Here is a 15,978-nt window from a genome sequence, read left to right on the forward strand (position 1 = left end):
CGCCACGCTTTCGCCTCATCGCATTTCCTGCTTTGCTCTGAGCACGAGGCGCTGTTCCGATGTCCGCAACCAACATTGCTGAAATTCGCGCCCGCGAAATTATCGATTCGCGCGGCAACCCCACCCTCGAGGTGGACGTTAGGCTTGGCGGCGGCGCGCTCGGCCGCGCCGCCGTGCCTTCGGGCGCGTCAACCGGCGTCCACGAGGCGCTGGAACTGCGCGACGGCGATCCGCACCGCTTCGGCGGCAAGGGCGTCACGCGCGCGGTCGCCAACGTCAACGGCCCCATCGCCGGCGCGCTGCGCGGCGCTGACGCCGCCGCGCAGCGCGCGCTCGACGAGCGGCTAATCGCGCTCGACGGCACCGAAAACAAATCGGCTCTCGGCGCCAACGCGATGCTCGGTGTCTCGCTCGCCGCCGCGCACGCCGCCGCCTCGGCGGCCGGCGCTCCGCTCTACCGCTACCTCAACCCGGCGGCGAGCATCATGCCGGTGCCGATGATGAACGTGCTGAACGGCGGCAAGCACGCCGACTCGAGCGTCGACATGCAGGAGTTCATGATCGTGCCGCTCGGCGCGCCCATCTTCGCCGAGTCGATCCGGATGGGCGCGGAAGTGTTCCACGCGCTCGCGGCCGTGCTCAAGAAGCGCGGACAGTCGACCAACGTCGGCGACGAGGGCGGCTTCGCGCCCAACCTGCGCAACAACGAAGAGCCGATCGAGGTTATCCTCGAAGCGATCGCCAAGGCCGGTTATCGTCCCGGCGCCGACGTCGCGCTGGCGCTCGACCCCGCCTCGAGCGAGTTTTACGAAGACGGCCGCTACGTCTTCGCGCGTTCGGACAAGCAGGCGCGCGACTCGGAACAGATGGTGCGTCTGTGGAGCGACTGGATCGGCCGCTATCCGATCGTTTCGATCGAGGATGGACTCGCCGAGGACGACTGGGCGGGCTGGCAGACGCTAACGCGGGAATTGGGCGCACGCGTGCAGCTCGTCGGCGACGACCTCTTCGTGACCAATCCGAAGCGGCTCGAACGCGGTATCCGCGAGCACGCGGGCAACTCGATTCTGATCAAGCTCAACCAGATCGGCACGCTCACCGAAACGCTGACGACGATCGAGATGGCGCGCGCCGCCGGCTTCACCTGCGTCGTATCGCATCGCTCGGGCGAGACCGAAGACACCACGATCGCCGACCTTGCGGTTGCGACCGGCGCCGGACAGATCAAGACCGGCTCGATGAGCCGCGGCGAGCGGACGGCCAAGTACAATCGCCTGCTGCGCATCGCCGAGGAACTCGGCGCGCGTGCCTCATGGCCGGGAGCGGCGGCGTTTCGCCGCGACGGGAGCGGGCGGTGAGCAATACGGCGGGCCGACCACCGGTCGCGGTGCTGGTAATTTTCGATGGATGGGGCTTGCGCGCCGAGCGCGAGGCCAATGCGATCGCGATGGCGCGGACGCCCACGATGGATCGTCTGTATCGCTCGCAGGCGCATAGCGAACTCGAAGCTTCGGGCGAGGCGGTCGGCCTCGCGCCGGGCGTGATGGGCAACTCCGAGGTCGGCCACCTGACGATCGGCGCCGGCCGCGTGATTTACCAGGACGTGATGCGTATCGCCAAGGCGATCGAAACGGGGGCCTTCTCCCGCAATGAGGCCCTGCTCGGCGCGATTCATCGCGCGAAGGAGCGCGGCCGCACGCTTCATCTATGGGGCCTGCTTTCCGACGCAAGCGTGCACAGTCATATCGATCATCTTTTCGCGCTGCTTGAACTCGCGGCCCGCGAAGGCCTCGGCCGAATCGCCGTGCATGCGGTCCTCGACGGGCGCGATACGCCACCGCGCTCCGCGCTGCCCTACATCGATGCGCTCGAGGCGAAGCTCAAGGCGCTTGGATGCGGCAGGACGGCGACGGTGGGCGGGCGCTACTTTGCGATGGACCGCGACAAGCGATGGGAGCGCGTGGAGCGCGCCTGGCGCGCGATCGTGCTGGGCGAGGGAATCGCCGAAAAGAGCGCGCATGCGGCGGTGGAACACGCCTACGCCGCCGAGCAGTCGGACGAGTTCGTCGAGCCGCGCGTGATCGCCGGCGGTGCTCCGCTCGAAGACGGCGACCAGGTGATCTGCTTCAACTTTCGCGCCGATCGCGCGCGCGAACTGACCGCCGCGCTCGCGCTGGAGCGCTTCGACGGCTTCGCCCGTCCGCGCTTCCCGCGCGTCGGCTATGTATGCATGAGCGAGTACGACCGCAGTTTCGGATTGCCGCTCGCCTTCGGCCCCGAGGACGTGAAGAACACGCTCGCCGAGGTGCTGGCGCGCGCCGGTGTCCGCAACCTGCGCATCGCGGAGACCGAAAAATACGCTCACGTTACCTACTTTCTCAATGGGGGCACCGAGAAGCCATTCCCGCTCGAGGAGCGCGTGCTGATTCCGTCGTCCAAAGTGGCGACCTACGACCTCGAACCCGCGATGCGCGCCGAGACGATCGCCGAACGCGCGGCGGCGGAAATCACCCGCGGCAAGTTCGGCGCGGTGGTGATGAACTTCGCCAACCCGGACATGGTCGGCCACACGGGCAAGCTCGAAGCGACGGTGAAGGCGATCGAAACGACCGACGCCGCGCTCGCCCGGGTTATCGACGCGGTCGAACGCGCGCACGGCGTCGCGCTGATAACCGCCGACCATGGCAACGCCGAATTCATGGCCGACCCCAAAACCGGCCAGGCGCACACCGCGCATACCACTTTCCCGGTGCCGCTGATCCTGTTCGACCCGTCCTACAAGGGAAAGCTGCGCTCCGGCGGCACGCTTGCCGATGTCGCCCCGACGCTCCTAGGCATCCTTGGCATCGAAGCGCCGTCCGAGATGACCGGACACGACCTCCGCATCTCGGCCAGTTCCTAGAAGAGCCGGCTCGGAGCATATAACGGCAAGTACGAGCTTCCTCGCCGCATCTCCTACTTCGTGAAGACCCCGTTTGATAACCGGACGGGGCATGGCGGCGACCTTCTCGATCTAAACCTGGACTGCTCGTTGAGCCTTGGAATTGATCGAGCTTAATGGCGGGTGCCACATTCGATTGCGGGATTGTAACTCTTTATGAGCGAGTTGGTGCTGTCCCTGATATTTCTTGCATCGGCAAGATACTCGGCCAGAATGTCGGTGCGCACGTCGGGTTGTGCCTTACCAATGACCTGTAAACGCTCAGCTAGATAATCGTCGGAGAAATCGCTAAGCGAAACGAGGCTCACCGGCCAGGCATTCAGTTGTTGCGGACCGCTCAAGCCAAGGGTCAGGATGGTCCTGTATGAAAGCGCTTGAATCGTAGGACCCTGATTCATACGTCCGACGAACATCCACTTCTGACGGAAGGCCGGGACTAGAAATGGCGGGTCGGCGCTGTGAAACATGCACTGCTCCTGGACGATAGACTTTTCGACGTCGGGGCTTTCGACCAAAAGAGCCGATGGACTGACAAGCATGAACTTGGTCGAACGCCCGACGAAGTTAAATGGCGAGGGTCCCGGTGCGCTCGCCATCGCAAGCGTTTCCGTTGTGCCTGAGGCTCCAGAGGCTGAGCCTCCGCCGCCGAGCGAAGTTAATGCCGCGCAACCCGAAAAAAGTGCAGCTGCGAGTAGCAAGTCGAACATGAATATCTTACGCATTCCAGAATCTCCGGCGGGACCTACTTATGCGTGACTTTCTGTTTTGCGCGGACAGGCGAAGAGCTCGGCTCGGCAACTTGTTGAACAGCAAGATGCGTACCGGCACCGCGCAACGATACGACGATTCACGTGAAGAGCGCGTACGACTCTAGGTGCGCTGTCGTAACTCGGATAAAACGAATACCGAACGGGGCCCGCAAGAAGAACGTTCGTGGATACGAAGACGCTATCCACAGGCAGGTTCTTCAAAGCCATCAATCCCTAATCGATCTTAGGCATCGCATCCACGCCAACGTGAGTTCGATGTCAAATACGCTGACCCCCGATCGTCCGGCGCGGCGTCGGACGCGAGGCTGCGGACGCGGCTGATGAGCACGCAGCCGCGTCGATAGCGGCAGTATTCCCGAAGCTTAAATCGCGGAAGCTTAGATCGCGAGGAGGACCGGGAGAGCCGGCGCTTCCTACCAGCGCACCACCTGCTCGTAGATCTTCGGCAGCACGCGCGGTAGCGAAGTGATGTCCTCGATCACGAGGTAACGCGAGGGCGCGCACATCTGGCGCAGGTAATCGTGGCCGGTGCGATCGACCGTGATACAGAACGGCAGCACGCCCGCCATCTCGAGTTCCTTCAGCGCCACCATCGTGTCCTGAATACCGTAGGCGTTGGAGCGCCGGTCGTGGCCGTAATCGAAGTCCTGCGGAAAGCCGTCGCTCAGCAGGATGACGTGCTTGGCGCGCGAGCTTACGTCCTTGAATTTCTCGCGCACGTGACGAATCGCTGCGCCCATCCGGGTCGAACGCTTGGGCTCGACCGCGCCGACGCGCGCCTTGACCTCGTCGCTCAGTCCCTGGCCGAATTCCTTGATCACGTAGAACTCGACGTTGTCGCGCCCGTGGCCGGAAAATCCCATGATCGCGTAGGAATCGCCGATTTCCTCGAGCGCCTCGGCCATGATGACCAGGGCTTCCTTGTTGACGTCGATGATGCGGCGCGGGCGCTGGCTTTGTTGCGGGCGGCGCTGCCAGGCCTTCATCCAGTCATCCGCGCGGTCATCGTCGTCGGTGGCCGCGGCCTTGCGCACCTCACGATGGATCGGCTCGTCGGTGGAGGCCGACATGTCGAGCAGGAAGAGCGTGGCGACGTCGCGCGATTCCTTTTTACGCGCGCTGTACACGCGCGGGTCCGGGCTCTCGCCCATCAAACGCGACACGCGCGTCTCGACCAGGCGTTCGAGGTCCAGCTCCTCGCCGTCCTCGAGTCCGCGGACCATCCGATACGAAGCCGGGCGGATACGCTGAAAGTGCCGGCGCACCTGCGGCAGCATCTCCGAGTAGCGCGCGAGCGTCTGGGCGAAAAAATCGTTGTCGTCGCCGGCGATCGCGACCTCGCGCAGCCGGCACCATCCGCGCCGGTAATCGGCCAGCACGTAGTCCCATTCGTCGTACGAGTAGTAGGAATCCTGGTTGCGCCCGTGCATCAGCACGAGCCGGCCATGATTGGAGGCCGGACCGATCTCGCCGAGCTGCTCGCGCAATTCCTCGAGGTCCTGCGCCTGCTTCCCCGTAAGCTGGGTGAGATACATCCCCTCGCCTTCGGCGCCGCCCTGACCTTCGGCGGGCTTGATTTGCGCGCCCTGCTCGAGCAGTTTGCGGATCTCTTCCGGACTCAGCGGACGGCCGCCGCGGCCCTTGGACTGCTTGCCGGAAACCTCCATCCGCAGGTTCTGGTTGGTCTCGCCGTCGCTGTCGCCTTCGTCGCCCTCGGGGCCTTCGCCCTCGCCGTCCTCGGCGCTGTCGAGGCTGCCGATAAGATCGTTGCGCAGCGCATTGCCTTCGTCGTCGAGGCCTTCGGAGTCGCCGGCGCGCCGCGCGGCCGCGATCAACTCCTGCAGCCACTCGTACATGGCCGCGGCCTGGCGCGCGCTGGTCAGTACGTCGGCGCCGGGCCTGCGCAGCGGCCCGAAAAATCGGGCCGCGTGGCCGGTAAAGGCTTGCGTTGGTGTATCGTCGGCGGATTCGATCTCGAGCGCGCCGCGCACCAGCATCGTGCTGAGCGCGCGCGGATTGAGCCGCTCGACCAGCGCGCGGTTGAGCTTGCTGAGGCGCGGCGCCAGGCCGCGGTAGCGACGCGCGATCTCGCTGTCGATCCGCGCGCTTTCGCAAAGGCGCATCAACGCGCCTCCGAGCATCGGGTCGGCGAACGACGCGACGAAGCTTTCGATCGCTTCCACGCCAGTCTCGCCGCGATCCTCGAATCCCGGCAGCTCGGCGAGGGAGAACTTGAAGGTTCCGAACTCGTGGCGGCCGGCGAGCTGAGCGGCCGTCACCAGGTAATAGTCGTAAGAGAGCGCGGGCGAGCCGAGCGCGTCGATCTGTTCGGGCAGATGAATCATCTCGCCCGCCAGCAGCGGATAATGAAAGGCGAGCATCGGACCGCAATTGGCGATCGAATCGAGGCGGAATTCCTGCGGATAGAGCATCCGCATGAACTTGGTGAGCACGCCCTTGATTTCGTGCAGCGCCTGCGGGCGATCTTCCGCCGGAGTCTGGGCGGGAATCTGGGCCATCCGCGTCATTGTGACAAATTGCGCACCCGCTATGCAATTTTAATTTTCCGCCGTCCTTGCAGCAGGAGCGGGAACGAACAGCGCGGCGCCGGCGTTGCTGATACGGCACAGGCGCGCCGCCTGCAACGCGGCTTGACGAGGCGGCAAGCGCCGTCTTAAGTGCTAGGAGTCATGGTTATTTCAAGCAAAAGCATGTTCGGCGGTGCCGCGCTGTTCCGACTTCTGACGCTAACCCTCGGAGTAGCCGCGATAATCGCGGCCGGCGTCCCATCCCGCGCGCGCGCCGGCATCACCGACGCGGTCAAGACCGAAACGCTGCCCAACGGGCTCAAGGTTCTGGTGCTGGAGAATCACAAGGCGCCCGTGGCCACCTTCAACGTATTCACCAAGGTCGGCTCGCGCAACGAAAGTTTCGGCCAGACCGGCATCTCCCACCTGGTCGAACATCTGAAGTTCCGCGGCACCAGGAAATACGGCCCCGAGGAGTTCTCCAACATCATCCAGGAAAACGGCGGGATGGATAACGCGTTCACCGGCGCCGACTTCACCGATTATTTCGAGGTTATCAATCGCGACCATCTCGACGTGCCGATCAGCCTCGAAGCCGACCGGATGGGAAACTTCGACCCCAAGGGCTTCGCCTCCGAGCTTGCGGTGGTGGAAGAGGAGCGGCGGATGCGCACCGACGACAATCCCGAGGACGCACTCGCGGAGACCACGCAGGCGCAGGCCTTCGTCGAGCATCCTTACCACTGGCCGGTAATCGGCTGGATGCAGGATATCCAGCACCTGACGCTGGCCGATGCGCTCAAGTACCACAGCGTTTACTATTCGCCGCAGAACGCGATTGCGGTGGCCGTCGGCGATTTCGACGCCGACAAGGTGCTCAAGCAAATCGCCGACTCTTTCGGCCCGATCAAAAACGGTCCCAAGCCGCCGCCAGTCTTCCAGGTCGAACCGCCCCAGCAGGGCGAGCGGAAAATCGTGCTGCGCCACGCCGCCAACCTGCCCGCGTTCACCGAGGTCTATCACGTGCCGAACTATCGCGTAGGCAAGACGGATGCCTTCGCGCTCGAAATCGCTTCCGAAATTCTCTCCGACGGCAAGAGTTCGCGGCTGTACCGAGCGATGGTGCTCGACAAGCGGATGGTGGTCGAGGTGTCGGCGAGCTATGACATGACCTCGTTCGACCCCGGATTGTTCGAGGTGTCCGCGCAGATACGGCCCGGGGTGAAGACCGACGACGCCATCGCTGAGGCCAACAGGGTGATCGAACGGCTCAAGGCCCAGCCGGTCAGCGCCGACGAATTGCAGAAGGCCAAGAACCTCGAGCAGTCGCAATTCGTGTTCTCCCAGGACTCTATCTTCGAAGAGGCGCTGCAACTCGGCGTATGGGAGATGCTGGGTGACTACCATCTGTTGGACCGCTACCTCGAAGACATCGACAAGGTCACCGCGGACGACGTGCAGCGCGTGGCGAAAAAATACCTGGTCGAGAACAACTGCTCGCTCGGCGTGTTGGTGCCGACCGGAGTGCTCCCGCATGAGCAGGGCGGCGGAGGCGGCGGCGGCATGGTGCATCACGCGCCCGTGTTCAGCGCGGCGAATATGATGCCGGGCGTCATGCAGTTTCGCGCGGGGCGCACGGCCGCCCCGATGAACGAGGTGGTGCGATGAGGCGGCGCGGAGCTGGTTTTGAGTCAGCTTTGGGCGCCGTCCTGGCCGGCGCTCTTCTCATGATTGCGGCCATCGCGTCCCCGGCAGCGGCGCTCGAGATCAAGCGCTCGGTACTGCCCGACGGCGCGATACTGCTGGTTTCCGAGCAGCATCAGCTTCCGATGGTGACGATGACGATCGCGTTCGACGCGGGCGCGCGGCGCGACCCCGAAGGCAAGGCCGGGCTCGCCGCGCTGACCGCGAGTTCGCTGACGCTCGGCACCAGGGAACTGAGCGCCACCGAGTTCAATCAGAAAGTCGATTTTATGGGCAGCTCTGTCTCGGTCGGCGCGGGCACCGACTATGCGCAGGCGAGTTTCACCTCGCTCAAAAAATACCAGGACCAGACGCTTGTCCTGCTAGCCGCGGCGCTGACCGAGCCGGCGCTCAGCGACGCCGAGATCACGCGCAAGCGGGACGAGCGGGTAGCGGGAATCAAGGCCGAGGAGGAGCAGCCGGAATACGTCGCCGGAGTCACTTTCCACAAGGCGCTCTATGGCAACACGCCCTATGGGCATCCGGCGGGCGGCACGGCGGAGTCGGTGGCGAAACTCACGCCCGCAGACGTGCGCGACTTTTATCGCACGCACTACAAGATCGGGAGCGCGGTGATCGCGGTAGTCGGCGACGTCAACGCCAACGAGATCAAGGCCAAGCTGGAGAAGGCGTTCGACGCGATCAAGGGCACGGTACCGTCGCAAGCGGAGCCTCCGGGGCCGAGCGTGCCCGCGGGAATTCATCCGACGCTGGTCGATCGCAGTGTCGTGCAGGCGACCATCATTCTGGGCTCGGGCGGAATCGCGCGCTCCAACCCGGACTACTATCGGCTGCAGGTGATGAACTACATCCTCGGCGGCGGCGGCTTCGCCTCGCGGCTGATGAAAATCGTGCGCAGCAAGAACGGGCTGGCCTACGGAATCTCGAGCGGATTCGACGCGGGTAAATTCCCCGGTTCCTTCGCCGTCAATACCCAAACCAAGAACAAGAGCACCAACGAGGCGCTGCGGCTCATCATCGAACAGCTGCGCGACATGCAGGAGCATCCGGTGTCCGACGCCGAGCTGGCCTCGGCGAAGAAATACCTCATCGGCAGCTTTCCGCTGAAGCTCGACCGCCAGAGCGCGATCGCGAGTTTCATCCTGCAGGTCGAGCTCTACGGCCTCGGGCTCGACTACGCCGAGCAATATCCGAAACTAATTGCGGCAGTGACCAAGGAAGACATCCAGCGGGTGGCGCAAAAATACCTCCATCCCGACGCCCTGCTCCTGGTCGCAGTGGCCAACCAGTCGGAAGCCGCGATCAAAGTGTCGGATCTGAAGAACGTCGCCGAAGGAGCGGCGCCGAGCGCTCCGGCGACGGCGAGTGGGCCTGGCGCAACGCAGGCTCCGCAGCCGGCGCCCGGCGGCTGATCGGTCTTACGGCTTGCGCACGCGCTCTCGCGATCGAGCGGCTTTGGTGTATATTCGCCGTGCCGCGCGCGATCGCGCGTGTGCGATGGGGATGATCCGCGGGATTGATTCCGAGATCTCCATCATCGATTGGAGCGACCATCGATGGCTAACGAAAGCTGGAAAATCGAGGGCGAATATTTCGAGTCCTGCAACTGCGAGCTGCTTTGTCCCTGTCTGTTAAGCCAGGCCAAGGTTCGTCCTACCGAGGGCCATTGCGACGTGGTGCTCGCCTTCCACATCGACCGCGGCAACTTCGGCAAGACCGACCTCGCCGGCCTCAACGCGGCGCAGGCGCTTACCACTCCCGGTCCGATGGCGCAGGGCGGCGGCACCGGCGGAGTGTACGTCGATAGCCGCGCGAGCGCAGAGCAGCGCTCCGCGCTCGAAGCGATCTTCTCGGGACAGGCGGGCGGACCGCCGAGCCTGCTCGCTCCAATGATCGCGCATCGGCTGCCGACCAAGACCGTGCAGATCGAATTCAGCGCGTCGGGCGACACGCGGAAGCTCAGCATCGCAGGCATCACCGAGGTCACCGTGCAGGGCGTCGCGGGACGCGACGGTACGACGGTTTGGCTCGACAACGTAACGCATCCCTATTCCGGGCGTCTGGCGGCCGCGCGCGGCACCTCGAGCCGCTACCAGGATCATTCGCTCAGCTTCGACAACAGTGGACGCAACGGCCACTTCTCGCCGATCAACTGGTCCAACGCCTGACGCGGGCTGCGCGGACGAGGGTGTAACGCCGCTTTCAAGACTTGCGATGGCTTCCGCGGTCCCCACAACGGACGGGCGCAGGACTGCTCGCGTCTTGAGGCTGCCCGATCAACTGGCGATCTGGGGCGGCCTTGGCGCGCTCTCCGCGCTCGCCTGGCTATACCTGTGGCGGATGCCGGCCGGCGACGCCTCGATGCAGGGGATGGCGGGGATGGCGAATATGGCCGGGATGCCCGGGATGACGATGCCCTCGCCATGGTCGCCGCAGCAGCTGTGGCTGACCTTCCTGATGTGGACCGTGATGATGGTCGCGATGATGACGCCCAGCGCGGCGCCGATGGTCACGATGTACGCGCGCGTCTGTGAGGGCCGCGGCCTGGCGCCGCGCGCACGGGTGTGGCTCTTCGCCGGCGGCTACCTCGCGGTGTGGGCCGCGTTCAGCGCCTTCGCCACGCTCGCGCAGGCCGCGCTGGATCAGGCAGCGATGCTGACTGGGGCGATGCGAGTCGCGCCGTTGATGGGCGGAGTGATCCTGGCGCTTGCGGGCGCCTATCAGCTCTCGCCGCTCAAGCGCCGATGTCTGCGGCAATGCCAATCGCCGGTGGGCTTCCTGATGACGCACTGGCGCGAGGGCGGCGCGGGGGCGATCGCGATGGGTCTCCGTCACGGAGCTTTTTGCGTGGGATGCTGCTGGATGTTGATGGCGCTGCTGTTCGTCGCGGGGGTGATGAACCTTTTATGGGTTGCAGTGCTGACCGGTTTCGTTTTGATCGAACGGGCCACGCGATGGGGCGAGACGCTGGCGACAGCGTCGGGTTTTGCGCTGATCACGGCCGGCCTCGCGCTCGCGGCGCTTAGCTGACCGGTCTTACCTGACCGACTTCGGAAAGGGACGGGAGGTGGCTTCTCCTGTCGACCTTGGACAAATCTTCGCGATCGACCGGGCTCCCGATGCTTTATACGGTTGGGCATTCGACTCATCCGATCGAGCGCTTCCTCGAACTGCTCGGCGAGCATCGAATCGCCGTACTCGCCGACATCCGCTCCTTTCCGGGCTCCCGCCGATGGCCCCAGTTTGGTCAGGAGCGCCTCGCCGAGGCGCTCGGCCGCGCCGGCCTGGAATACCGATGGCTCAAGCGGCTCGGCGGACGGCGTAAGAGCACGCGCGCCGACTCGCCCCACGTGGCGTGGACGGTCGCCGCGTTCCGCTCCTACGCGGATTACGCCGAGAGCGCCGAGTTCGCGGAAGCTCTCCACGAACTGGCGGCAATCGCAACCGCCGCGCGCACCGCGATCATGTGCTCGGAGGGGTTATGGTGGCGATGCCACCGGCGAATCGTCTCTGACCAGATGATGCTGCGAGGATGGGACGTCGAGCACATCATGCCCGACGGCAAGCTGACGGCGCATCGGCTGCCCGACTTCGCCTCGGTCGTCAACGGACGGATTATCTACGACGGCGGCCAGCCGCCGCTGCTGAAATAGCGCCAAGCGGCAGGCGCCGGCCGCTCATCTAGCGGCGGCGGGAGTGGCGGACGCCGCGGCCGCCTTATGGCCGCCTTCCCAGGCTGCCTTCACCGTCGCATAGACGTCGAACGGGTCGCACCGCCAGGGCAGCACGTGGCTCGCGCTCTTGTCGTTGAACGTTACTTTCACGGCGAGACGGCGCTCCGAGCTGCGGCCCACGACGTCGAGTCCCACGCTCTGGATGTCCGCGTAATTGAAGACGCGAGAGCGCAGCCCCTTTGTCACGGTAAGGTCCTGCTTGCCGACGGTCAGCCGGCGCACCGAGCCGAGCCGCCGCACCGCGAACGCACCGAGGAGCATCAGCATCACGATCGCGCACAAGAGTTGAAACAGCGGCCGGTGTCGCATCAGGTAGGTGCCCGCCCCGAGCGCGACGACCACCACCGCTCCCGCGATCACTATCCGCCGGGGCAGTTCCCGCTCAAATACGTGCGGCAGAGGCAACTTGGGCCAGCGATCGGACAGCATGTCCGCGACGAACTGAACGACCTCGTGGGCGTCCTCGAGGTCGTATGGAAGGCTCACCCGAACGCGCCCCTCAGCGTCGCGGAGATCGACGCACTGCCGCGCGTAACGCGGTTCGAGACCGGCGATCTCGGCCCAGGCAATCTGGCCGGGACTGGCGTACTGGACGCCTTTTTCGTCGATCAGGACCGGCCACTTTTTGCGTCCGCGCAGGGCTTGCAGTTCGCGCATCAGCGTCCAGGCAAGAAACGCCAATGCGGCGGCCGAGATCGCTAAGCCAAAAACCGTCCTGAACTGCCGCTCCCTCCACAGCGCGGCAACGATGACGACGAGAAAAAACGCGCTCGCGCCGATTGCGATCAACTGGTCGCGCCGGGACTCCTCCTCGACGCGAAACTCCTGAGTTGCTGCCATTCGCCCCCCCTCCCTCAGAATCTTCTACGGGCCCGCTACTGCGTGCCGGCGTGGCTGCTCAGGTAATCCAGGATAGTCTTGCGCTCGTCCGCGTTGAGCGGCGAAATACCGATTTGTTTCATCCGCTCCTGCATCCGATCGACCTGCACCGCCCACATCGCAGAGGTCATCAGACTCGGATTGTACGGCTGATGACACTGTCCGCATCTTTTGACGTACAGTTGCGCCGCGTAGCTGCCCTCATCCGGCATTTTGCTCTTTTGACAGGAGGCGAGGAAAGCGCCCGCCAGGAGCGCCGCGCTTGTCAATCGAAGAAATTTTGAAGTGCTTGTTGAATTTCTATGCAAGCCCCGGCCCTCTTCCGCGCTTCTTCATTCACAACCGCGGAATTTATCGGAAATTGTCTGAGGTTATCGTCAGACTGTCGGTCGCGTGCCGGGGACCTGGCGGCGCAGCTCTTCTGCAAGTCTGCGGATCAATGCGCGTCGGTCCGAATCCTCAAGCGCCACTTTACGTTCGGTCTCGGGCCGCATCCACACCGGCGCCGCGCGCATCGCGTCCGCCTTGACGCGCGGAAAGACATGCCAGTGAACGTGAGGTTCGATATTGCCGAGGCATTCGTAGTTGAGCTTGAGCGGCTCGGTCGCAAGCGCGATCGCGCGCCCGACCGCCACAGTCTCGTCGAAGAGCGCTCGCGCCTCCTCGGGCGGCATCAGGTGAACCTCATTGACGTGGCGCTTCGCCAGCACCACGCAATAGCCGCGATAGAACTGCGCGTCTCCGAGAATCACGAACGAATACGGCAGTTCGGCGACAAAATCCGCAAAGGCGCCCGCGCGGCATCGCTCGATGAGCGAGCAGATTCCGCACGGCCGCGACGCATCGCCGCTCCCCGCGCCCGCGCCACCCTCATGCGGGCGCATTCGCGCCCTCCGGCGCCACCTGCACGAGCTTTATCGCCGCATGCTTCAGCACCTCGGCCACCGTGTGCAACTTGTAAGGACGGCCGTAGTAAACGGTGCGGATGCCAGTGTTGATGAGCACCTTGAGGCAATGGATGCATGGGGTGTGAGTCACATAGATGTCGGCGTCGCGGATCGCGGCGCCATTCTTCGCCGCCTGCGTGATCGCGTTGATTTCGGCGTGGATCGTGCGCCAGCAGTTCTGCTCGATCTCGCCATCGGGCGTGCGCGATTCGTAGATGAGGCATCCGACCTCGGTGCAATGCGGCATCCCGGCCGGCGATCCGTTGTAGCCGGTGGCGAGGATACTGCGGTCGCGCACGATTACCGCGCCCACCTTGGCCCGCAGGCAGGTCGAGCGCTCGGCCACCTGCTGCGTGATCGTCATGAAGTACTGATCCCAGCTAGGCCGCTTTCCCCCGCCGCCGGCGCCCATCTCAGAGTCCCTTGAGGCGCACAGAGGCGGGCAACCGCGGCAGCGCCGGCCGATGGTAAACCACGCTGTAGGTGTTGTCCTTGGGCTGCTGCTCCTGCGGATTCTGCGTGCCCTCGGAGTACCAGGCCGGCACCGGCATGAAGGTTACGATGAACAACGCAATCGTCGCCCAGGCGAAAATTCTCCGCCGCAGATCGAGCGGCGTATCCGCGTCAACCGTCGCGGGATGGCCCAGACCGAGGAAAAACAGGAACACCACCCAGAAGAGCCATCCGCCCCAGTACGCCGAGCCCATGAACAGCGGCACCGCCACCATCATCACGCACGCCACGATGAACAGGCGGGCGATCGTGCGATGCCAGCGCCCGAGGAGCGCATAGACCACGTGGCCGCCGTCGAGCTGGCCGACCGGCAGCAGGTTGAGCGTCGTCACCAAAAGCCCGATCCATCCGGCAAACGCGATCGGATGCAGGTTGACGTTGACCGAGTTCGGATCGACGCCCAGCACCGCGTACGACAGCCCCCAGAACAGGATCGAATTGCCGAGCTGAAGCCCTCCGCCTGACGTGTCGAGCGGCGTAACCTCGGAGAGTTTGAGTCCGATCGCGACCGCCAGCACCGCCAGCACCGCCCCGGCCCACGGCCCAGCCGCGCCGATATCGAACATCACGCGCCGCGTGCGCGCAGGCGATCGCATGCGGATAAACGCGCCGAAGGTGCCGATGAAGAATATCGACGGCAGCGGCGCCGGGATGAAATACGGCGGGGTCACGTCGACGTTGTTGCGCTGCGCCACCAGGTAATGGCCCATCTCGTGCGCCATCAGGATCGCCATCAAAGGGATCGAAAACGACAGCCCCGCGATGAGATTGCCCAGGGTTGCCGGATGCGCCAGCGACACGAACGCGCCGGCCATATCCGCCCCGGCCATCGTCGTGGTCAGCAGCGTCAGCAGGAACAGTACGACGTGCACTCGCGTCACGCCCATAGGCCGCGCCCGCGAGGGCGCGACCACTTCGGGTTCGTACACGGGAGGGGACGTGACCCGCGGGATGTCGGTTAAGACCTGCGATTCGTCGTGTGCGGTGGAATCATCCATTAGCTATATGGCGCTCGTGCCTGTTCGGTGCTGGATTATCTAGACGACCCATGAGGGGCTGTACGCCGCAGCGGCCGGACGGTTACTATCGCGCCCGGCCGGGCGGCAAACCGGCGCGCGGCGCTGCCATCGCGCACGGCAATCTCCAGCAGATCGAAGCTTCCAAACGTAGCGAGAGGAACACCTTTGCGAGCGTCGCCGTACGCTCGAAGTATCTCCATCGGCGCGCCCTTTCCGATCCTAACGGAAAGCCGCATACCGGGAAAGCGCGCCTTAAAGCGCGCAAGCGCCTCGCGCCCGATGTTGCTCACCAGGTTGCCGAATCCGTCAACATAGAGCACTTCGCCGCGCAACTCGGCGACGCCCTCGCGCGGCTCCGCCAGCTCGAGACGGGTAAGGCCCTGGCGCATCCGCAGTCCCAGCGCTTCGAGCCTCACGCCGCGCCATAGATGCGCCGCGGCGGGTGCGAAAATGTCGCGTCCGTGGAACGTGCTGCTGATGCGCGCGAGCCGGTAGTCCGCCGCGCGCAATTCCACTGCTCGAAGCGCCCCCGCCTCCTCCAGCGCGAGCGACAGCACGCCGTTGTCCGGCCCGACGAAACGCGCTCCCGCATTGGTCTCGATCGCGATTGGCAGCCGCGGTGTGCCGACTCCGGGATCGACCACCGCCAGGAAGACCGTACGCGGCGGGAAAAACCGCCAACTCTGCGCGAGCGCGACCGCACCCGCCGCGATCGATTGCGCCGGCACGCCGTGCGTGATGTCGATCATCGGCGCGCCGGGCGCGATCGAGGCTATCACGCCCTTCATCGCGCCGACGTAGTGATCGTGGTAGCCGAAGTCGGTGAGAATCGCGATCGGCGTTGCGCTGCGCGAGCGGATGGCTGCAGCCGGCCGGCGGATGGCCGTAGCCGGCGGGTGTATGGTTCGACTGCGCGGCATGTTCAACCTGTGTCCCGGCTCCG

The 15,978-nt window shown here is 64.8% G+C and carries 15 protein-coding genes; 7 read left to right on the forward strand and 8 right to left on the reverse strand.

Annotated features, from left to right (window positions below; translation table 11 throughout):
- The first annotated feature begins 59 nt into the window (after nucleotides 1–59).
- Both eno and gpmI read left to right on the forward strand, forming a co-directional pair.
- Nucleotides 60–1,358, forward strand: a complete 1,299-nt coding sequence (eno, locus tag VMI09_09580) for a phosphopyruvate hydratase (GenBank protein HTQ24936.1) — start codon at nucleotides 60–62, stop codon at nucleotides 1,356–1,358.
- Nucleotides 1,355–2,902 carry a 2,3-bisphosphoglycerate-independent phosphoglycerate mutase gene (gene gpmI, locus VMI09_09585; GenBank protein ID HTQ24937.1) on the forward strand — a complete coding sequence of 516 codons (1,548 nt, stop codon included), beginning with the start codon at nucleotides 1,355–1,357 and terminating at the stop codon, nucleotides 2,900–2,902. The genes eno and gpmI overlap by 4 nt, the downstream gene beginning before the upstream one ends.
- A gap of 152 nt (nucleotides 2,903–3,054) precedes the next feature.
- Here gpmI and VMI09_09590 read toward each other — a convergent pair whose 3' ends face one another.
- Both VMI09_09590 and VMI09_09595 read right to left on the reverse strand, forming a co-directional pair.
- On the reverse strand, nucleotides 3,055–3,663 hold the full coding sequence (locus tag VMI09_09590) for a hypothetical protein (GenBank protein ID HTQ24938.1): 609 nt from the start codon (nucleotides 3,661–3,663) through the stop codon (nucleotides 3,055–3,057).
- Between the two features lie 461 nt (nucleotides 3,664–4,124).
- Nucleotides 4,125–6,230, reverse strand: a complete 2,106-nt coding sequence (locus tag VMI09_09595; protein ID HTQ24939.1) for a VWA domain-containing protein — start codon at nucleotides 6,228–6,230, stop codon at nucleotides 4,125–4,127.
- Nucleotides 6,231–6,422: 192 nt separating this feature from the next.
- Here VMI09_09595 and VMI09_09600 point away from each other — a divergent pair, with 192 nt between their 5' ends.
- The 5 genes from VMI09_09600 to VMI09_09620 all read left to right on the forward strand — a co-directional run bounded on the left by VMI09_09600 (nucleotide 6,423) and on the right by VMI09_09620 (nucleotide 11,596).
- Nucleotides 6,423–7,907, forward strand: a complete 1,485-nt coding sequence (locus VMI09_09600; protein HTQ24940.1) for a pitrilysin family protein — start codon at nucleotides 6,423–6,425, stop codon at nucleotides 7,905–7,907.
- Between the two features lie 59 nt (nucleotides 7,908–7,966).
- Nucleotides 7,967–9,355, forward strand: a complete 1,389-nt coding sequence (locus VMI09_09605; GenBank protein ID HTQ24941.1) for a pitrilysin family protein — start codon at nucleotides 7,967–7,969, stop codon at nucleotides 9,353–9,355.
- A gap of 144 nt (nucleotides 9,356–9,499) precedes the next feature.
- A complete protein-coding gene (locus VMI09_09610; protein HTQ24942.1) occupies nucleotides 9,500–10,111 on the forward strand; it encodes a DUF1326 domain-containing protein in 612 nt (203 codons plus the stop codon).
- A 94-nt stretch (nucleotides 10,112–10,205) separates the two neighbouring features.
- Complete coding sequence (locus VMI09_09615; GenBank protein HTQ24943.1) at nucleotides 10,206–10,973, forward strand: DUF2182 domain-containing protein; 768 nt, start codon at nucleotides 10,206–10,208, stop codon at nucleotides 10,971–10,973.
- A gap of 89 nt (nucleotides 10,974–11,062) precedes the next feature.
- Entirely contained in the window at nucleotides 11,063–11,596 is a 534-nt protein-coding gene (locus VMI09_09620) for a DUF488 domain-containing protein (protein ID HTQ24944.1), read from the forward strand.
- Between the two features lie 24 nt (nucleotides 11,597–11,620).
- On the opposite strand, the gene VMI09_09625 is transcribed toward VMI09_09620, so the two are convergent.
- The 6 genes from VMI09_09625 to VMI09_09650 all read right to left on the reverse strand — a co-directional run.
- Complete coding sequence (locus VMI09_09625; protein HTQ24945.1) at nucleotides 11,621–12,517, reverse strand: hypothetical protein; 897 nt, start codon at nucleotides 12,515–12,517, stop codon at nucleotides 11,621–11,623.
- 35 nt (nucleotides 12,518–12,552) lie between these two features.
- Entirely contained in the window at nucleotides 12,553–12,768 is a 216-nt protein-coding gene (locus tag VMI09_09630; GenBank protein HTQ24946.1) for a hypothetical protein, read from the reverse strand.
- A gap of 165 nt (nucleotides 12,769–12,933) precedes the next feature.
- Nucleotides 12,934–13,440, reverse strand: a complete 507-nt coding sequence (locus tag VMI09_09635; protein ID HTQ24947.1) for an HIT family protein — start codon at nucleotides 13,438–13,440, stop codon at nucleotides 12,934–12,936.
- Complete coding sequence (locus VMI09_09640; protein HTQ24948.1) at nucleotides 13,427–13,915, reverse strand: cytidine/deoxycytidylate deaminase family protein; 489 nt, start codon at nucleotides 13,913–13,915, stop codon at nucleotides 13,427–13,429. The genes VMI09_09635 and VMI09_09640 overlap by 14 nt, the downstream gene beginning before the upstream one ends.
- 1 nt (nucleotide 13,916) lies before the next feature.
- Nucleotides 13,917–15,014, reverse strand: coding sequence for a site-2 protease family protein (locus VMI09_09645; GenBank protein HTQ24949.1), 1,098 nt, complete (start codon nucleotides 15,012–15,014; stop codon nucleotides 13,917–13,919).
- A gap of 35 nt (nucleotides 15,015–15,049) precedes the next feature.
- On the reverse strand, nucleotides 15,050–15,978 hold a 929-nt coding region (locus VMI09_09650), incomplete at its 5' end, for an SAM-dependent chlorinase/fluorinase (GenBank protein HTQ24950.1).

Source organism: Candidatus Binataceae bacterium (genome assembly GCA_035500095.1).
In the GTDB taxonomy this organism is placed as follows: Bacteria; Desulfobacterota; Binatia; order Binatales; family Binataceae; genus JAKAVN01.

Excerpts from the sequence above, each read along its gene's own strand:
- VMI09_09630 (HTQ24946.1), bottom strand. The coding sequence starts at position 12,768 with ATGCCGGATGAGGGCAGCTACGCGGCGCAACTGTACGTCAAAAGATGC.
- eno (HTQ24936.1), top strand. The coding sequence starts at position 60 with ATGTCCGCAACCAACATTGCTGAAATTCGCGCCCGCGAAATTATCGAT.
- VMI09_09595 (HTQ24939.1), bottom strand. The coding sequence starts at position 6,230 with ATGGCCCAGATTCCCGCCCAGACTCCGGCGGAAGATCGCCCGCAGGCG.
- VMI09_09600 (HTQ24940.1), top strand. The coding sequence starts at position 6,423 with ATGTTCGGCGGTGCCGCGCTGTTCCGACTTCTGACGCTAACCCTCGGA.
- VMI09_09635 (HTQ24947.1), bottom strand. The coding sequence starts at position 13,440 with ATGCGCCCGCATGAGGGTGGCGCGGGCGCGGGGAGCGGCGATGCGTCG.
- VMI09_09640 (HTQ24948.1), bottom strand. The coding sequence starts at position 13,915 with ATGGGCGCCGGCGGCGGGGGAAAGCGGCCTAGCTGGGATCAGTACTTC.
- VMI09_09610 (HTQ24942.1), top strand. The coding sequence starts at position 9,500 with ATGGCTAACGAAAGCTGGAAAATCGAGGGCGAATATTTCGAGTCCTGC.
- VMI09_09605 (HTQ24941.1), top strand. The coding sequence starts at position 7,967 with ATGATTGCGGCCATCGCGTCCCCGGCAGCGGCGCTCGAGATCAAGCGC.
- VMI09_09645 (HTQ24949.1), bottom strand. The coding sequence starts at position 15,014 with ATGGATGATTCCACCGCACACGACGAATCGCAGGTCTTAACCGACATC.
- VMI09_09590 (HTQ24938.1), bottom strand. The coding sequence starts at position 3,663 with ATGCGTAAGATATTCATGTTCGACTTGCTACTCGCAGCTGCACTTTTT.
- VMI09_09620 (HTQ24944.1), top strand. The coding sequence starts at position 11,063 with ATGCTTTATACGGTTGGGCATTCGACTCATCCGATCGAGCGCTTCCTC.
- VMI09_09625 (HTQ24945.1), bottom strand. The coding sequence starts at position 12,517 with ATGGCAGCAACTCAGGAGTTTCGCGTCGAGGAGGAGTCCCGGCGCGAC.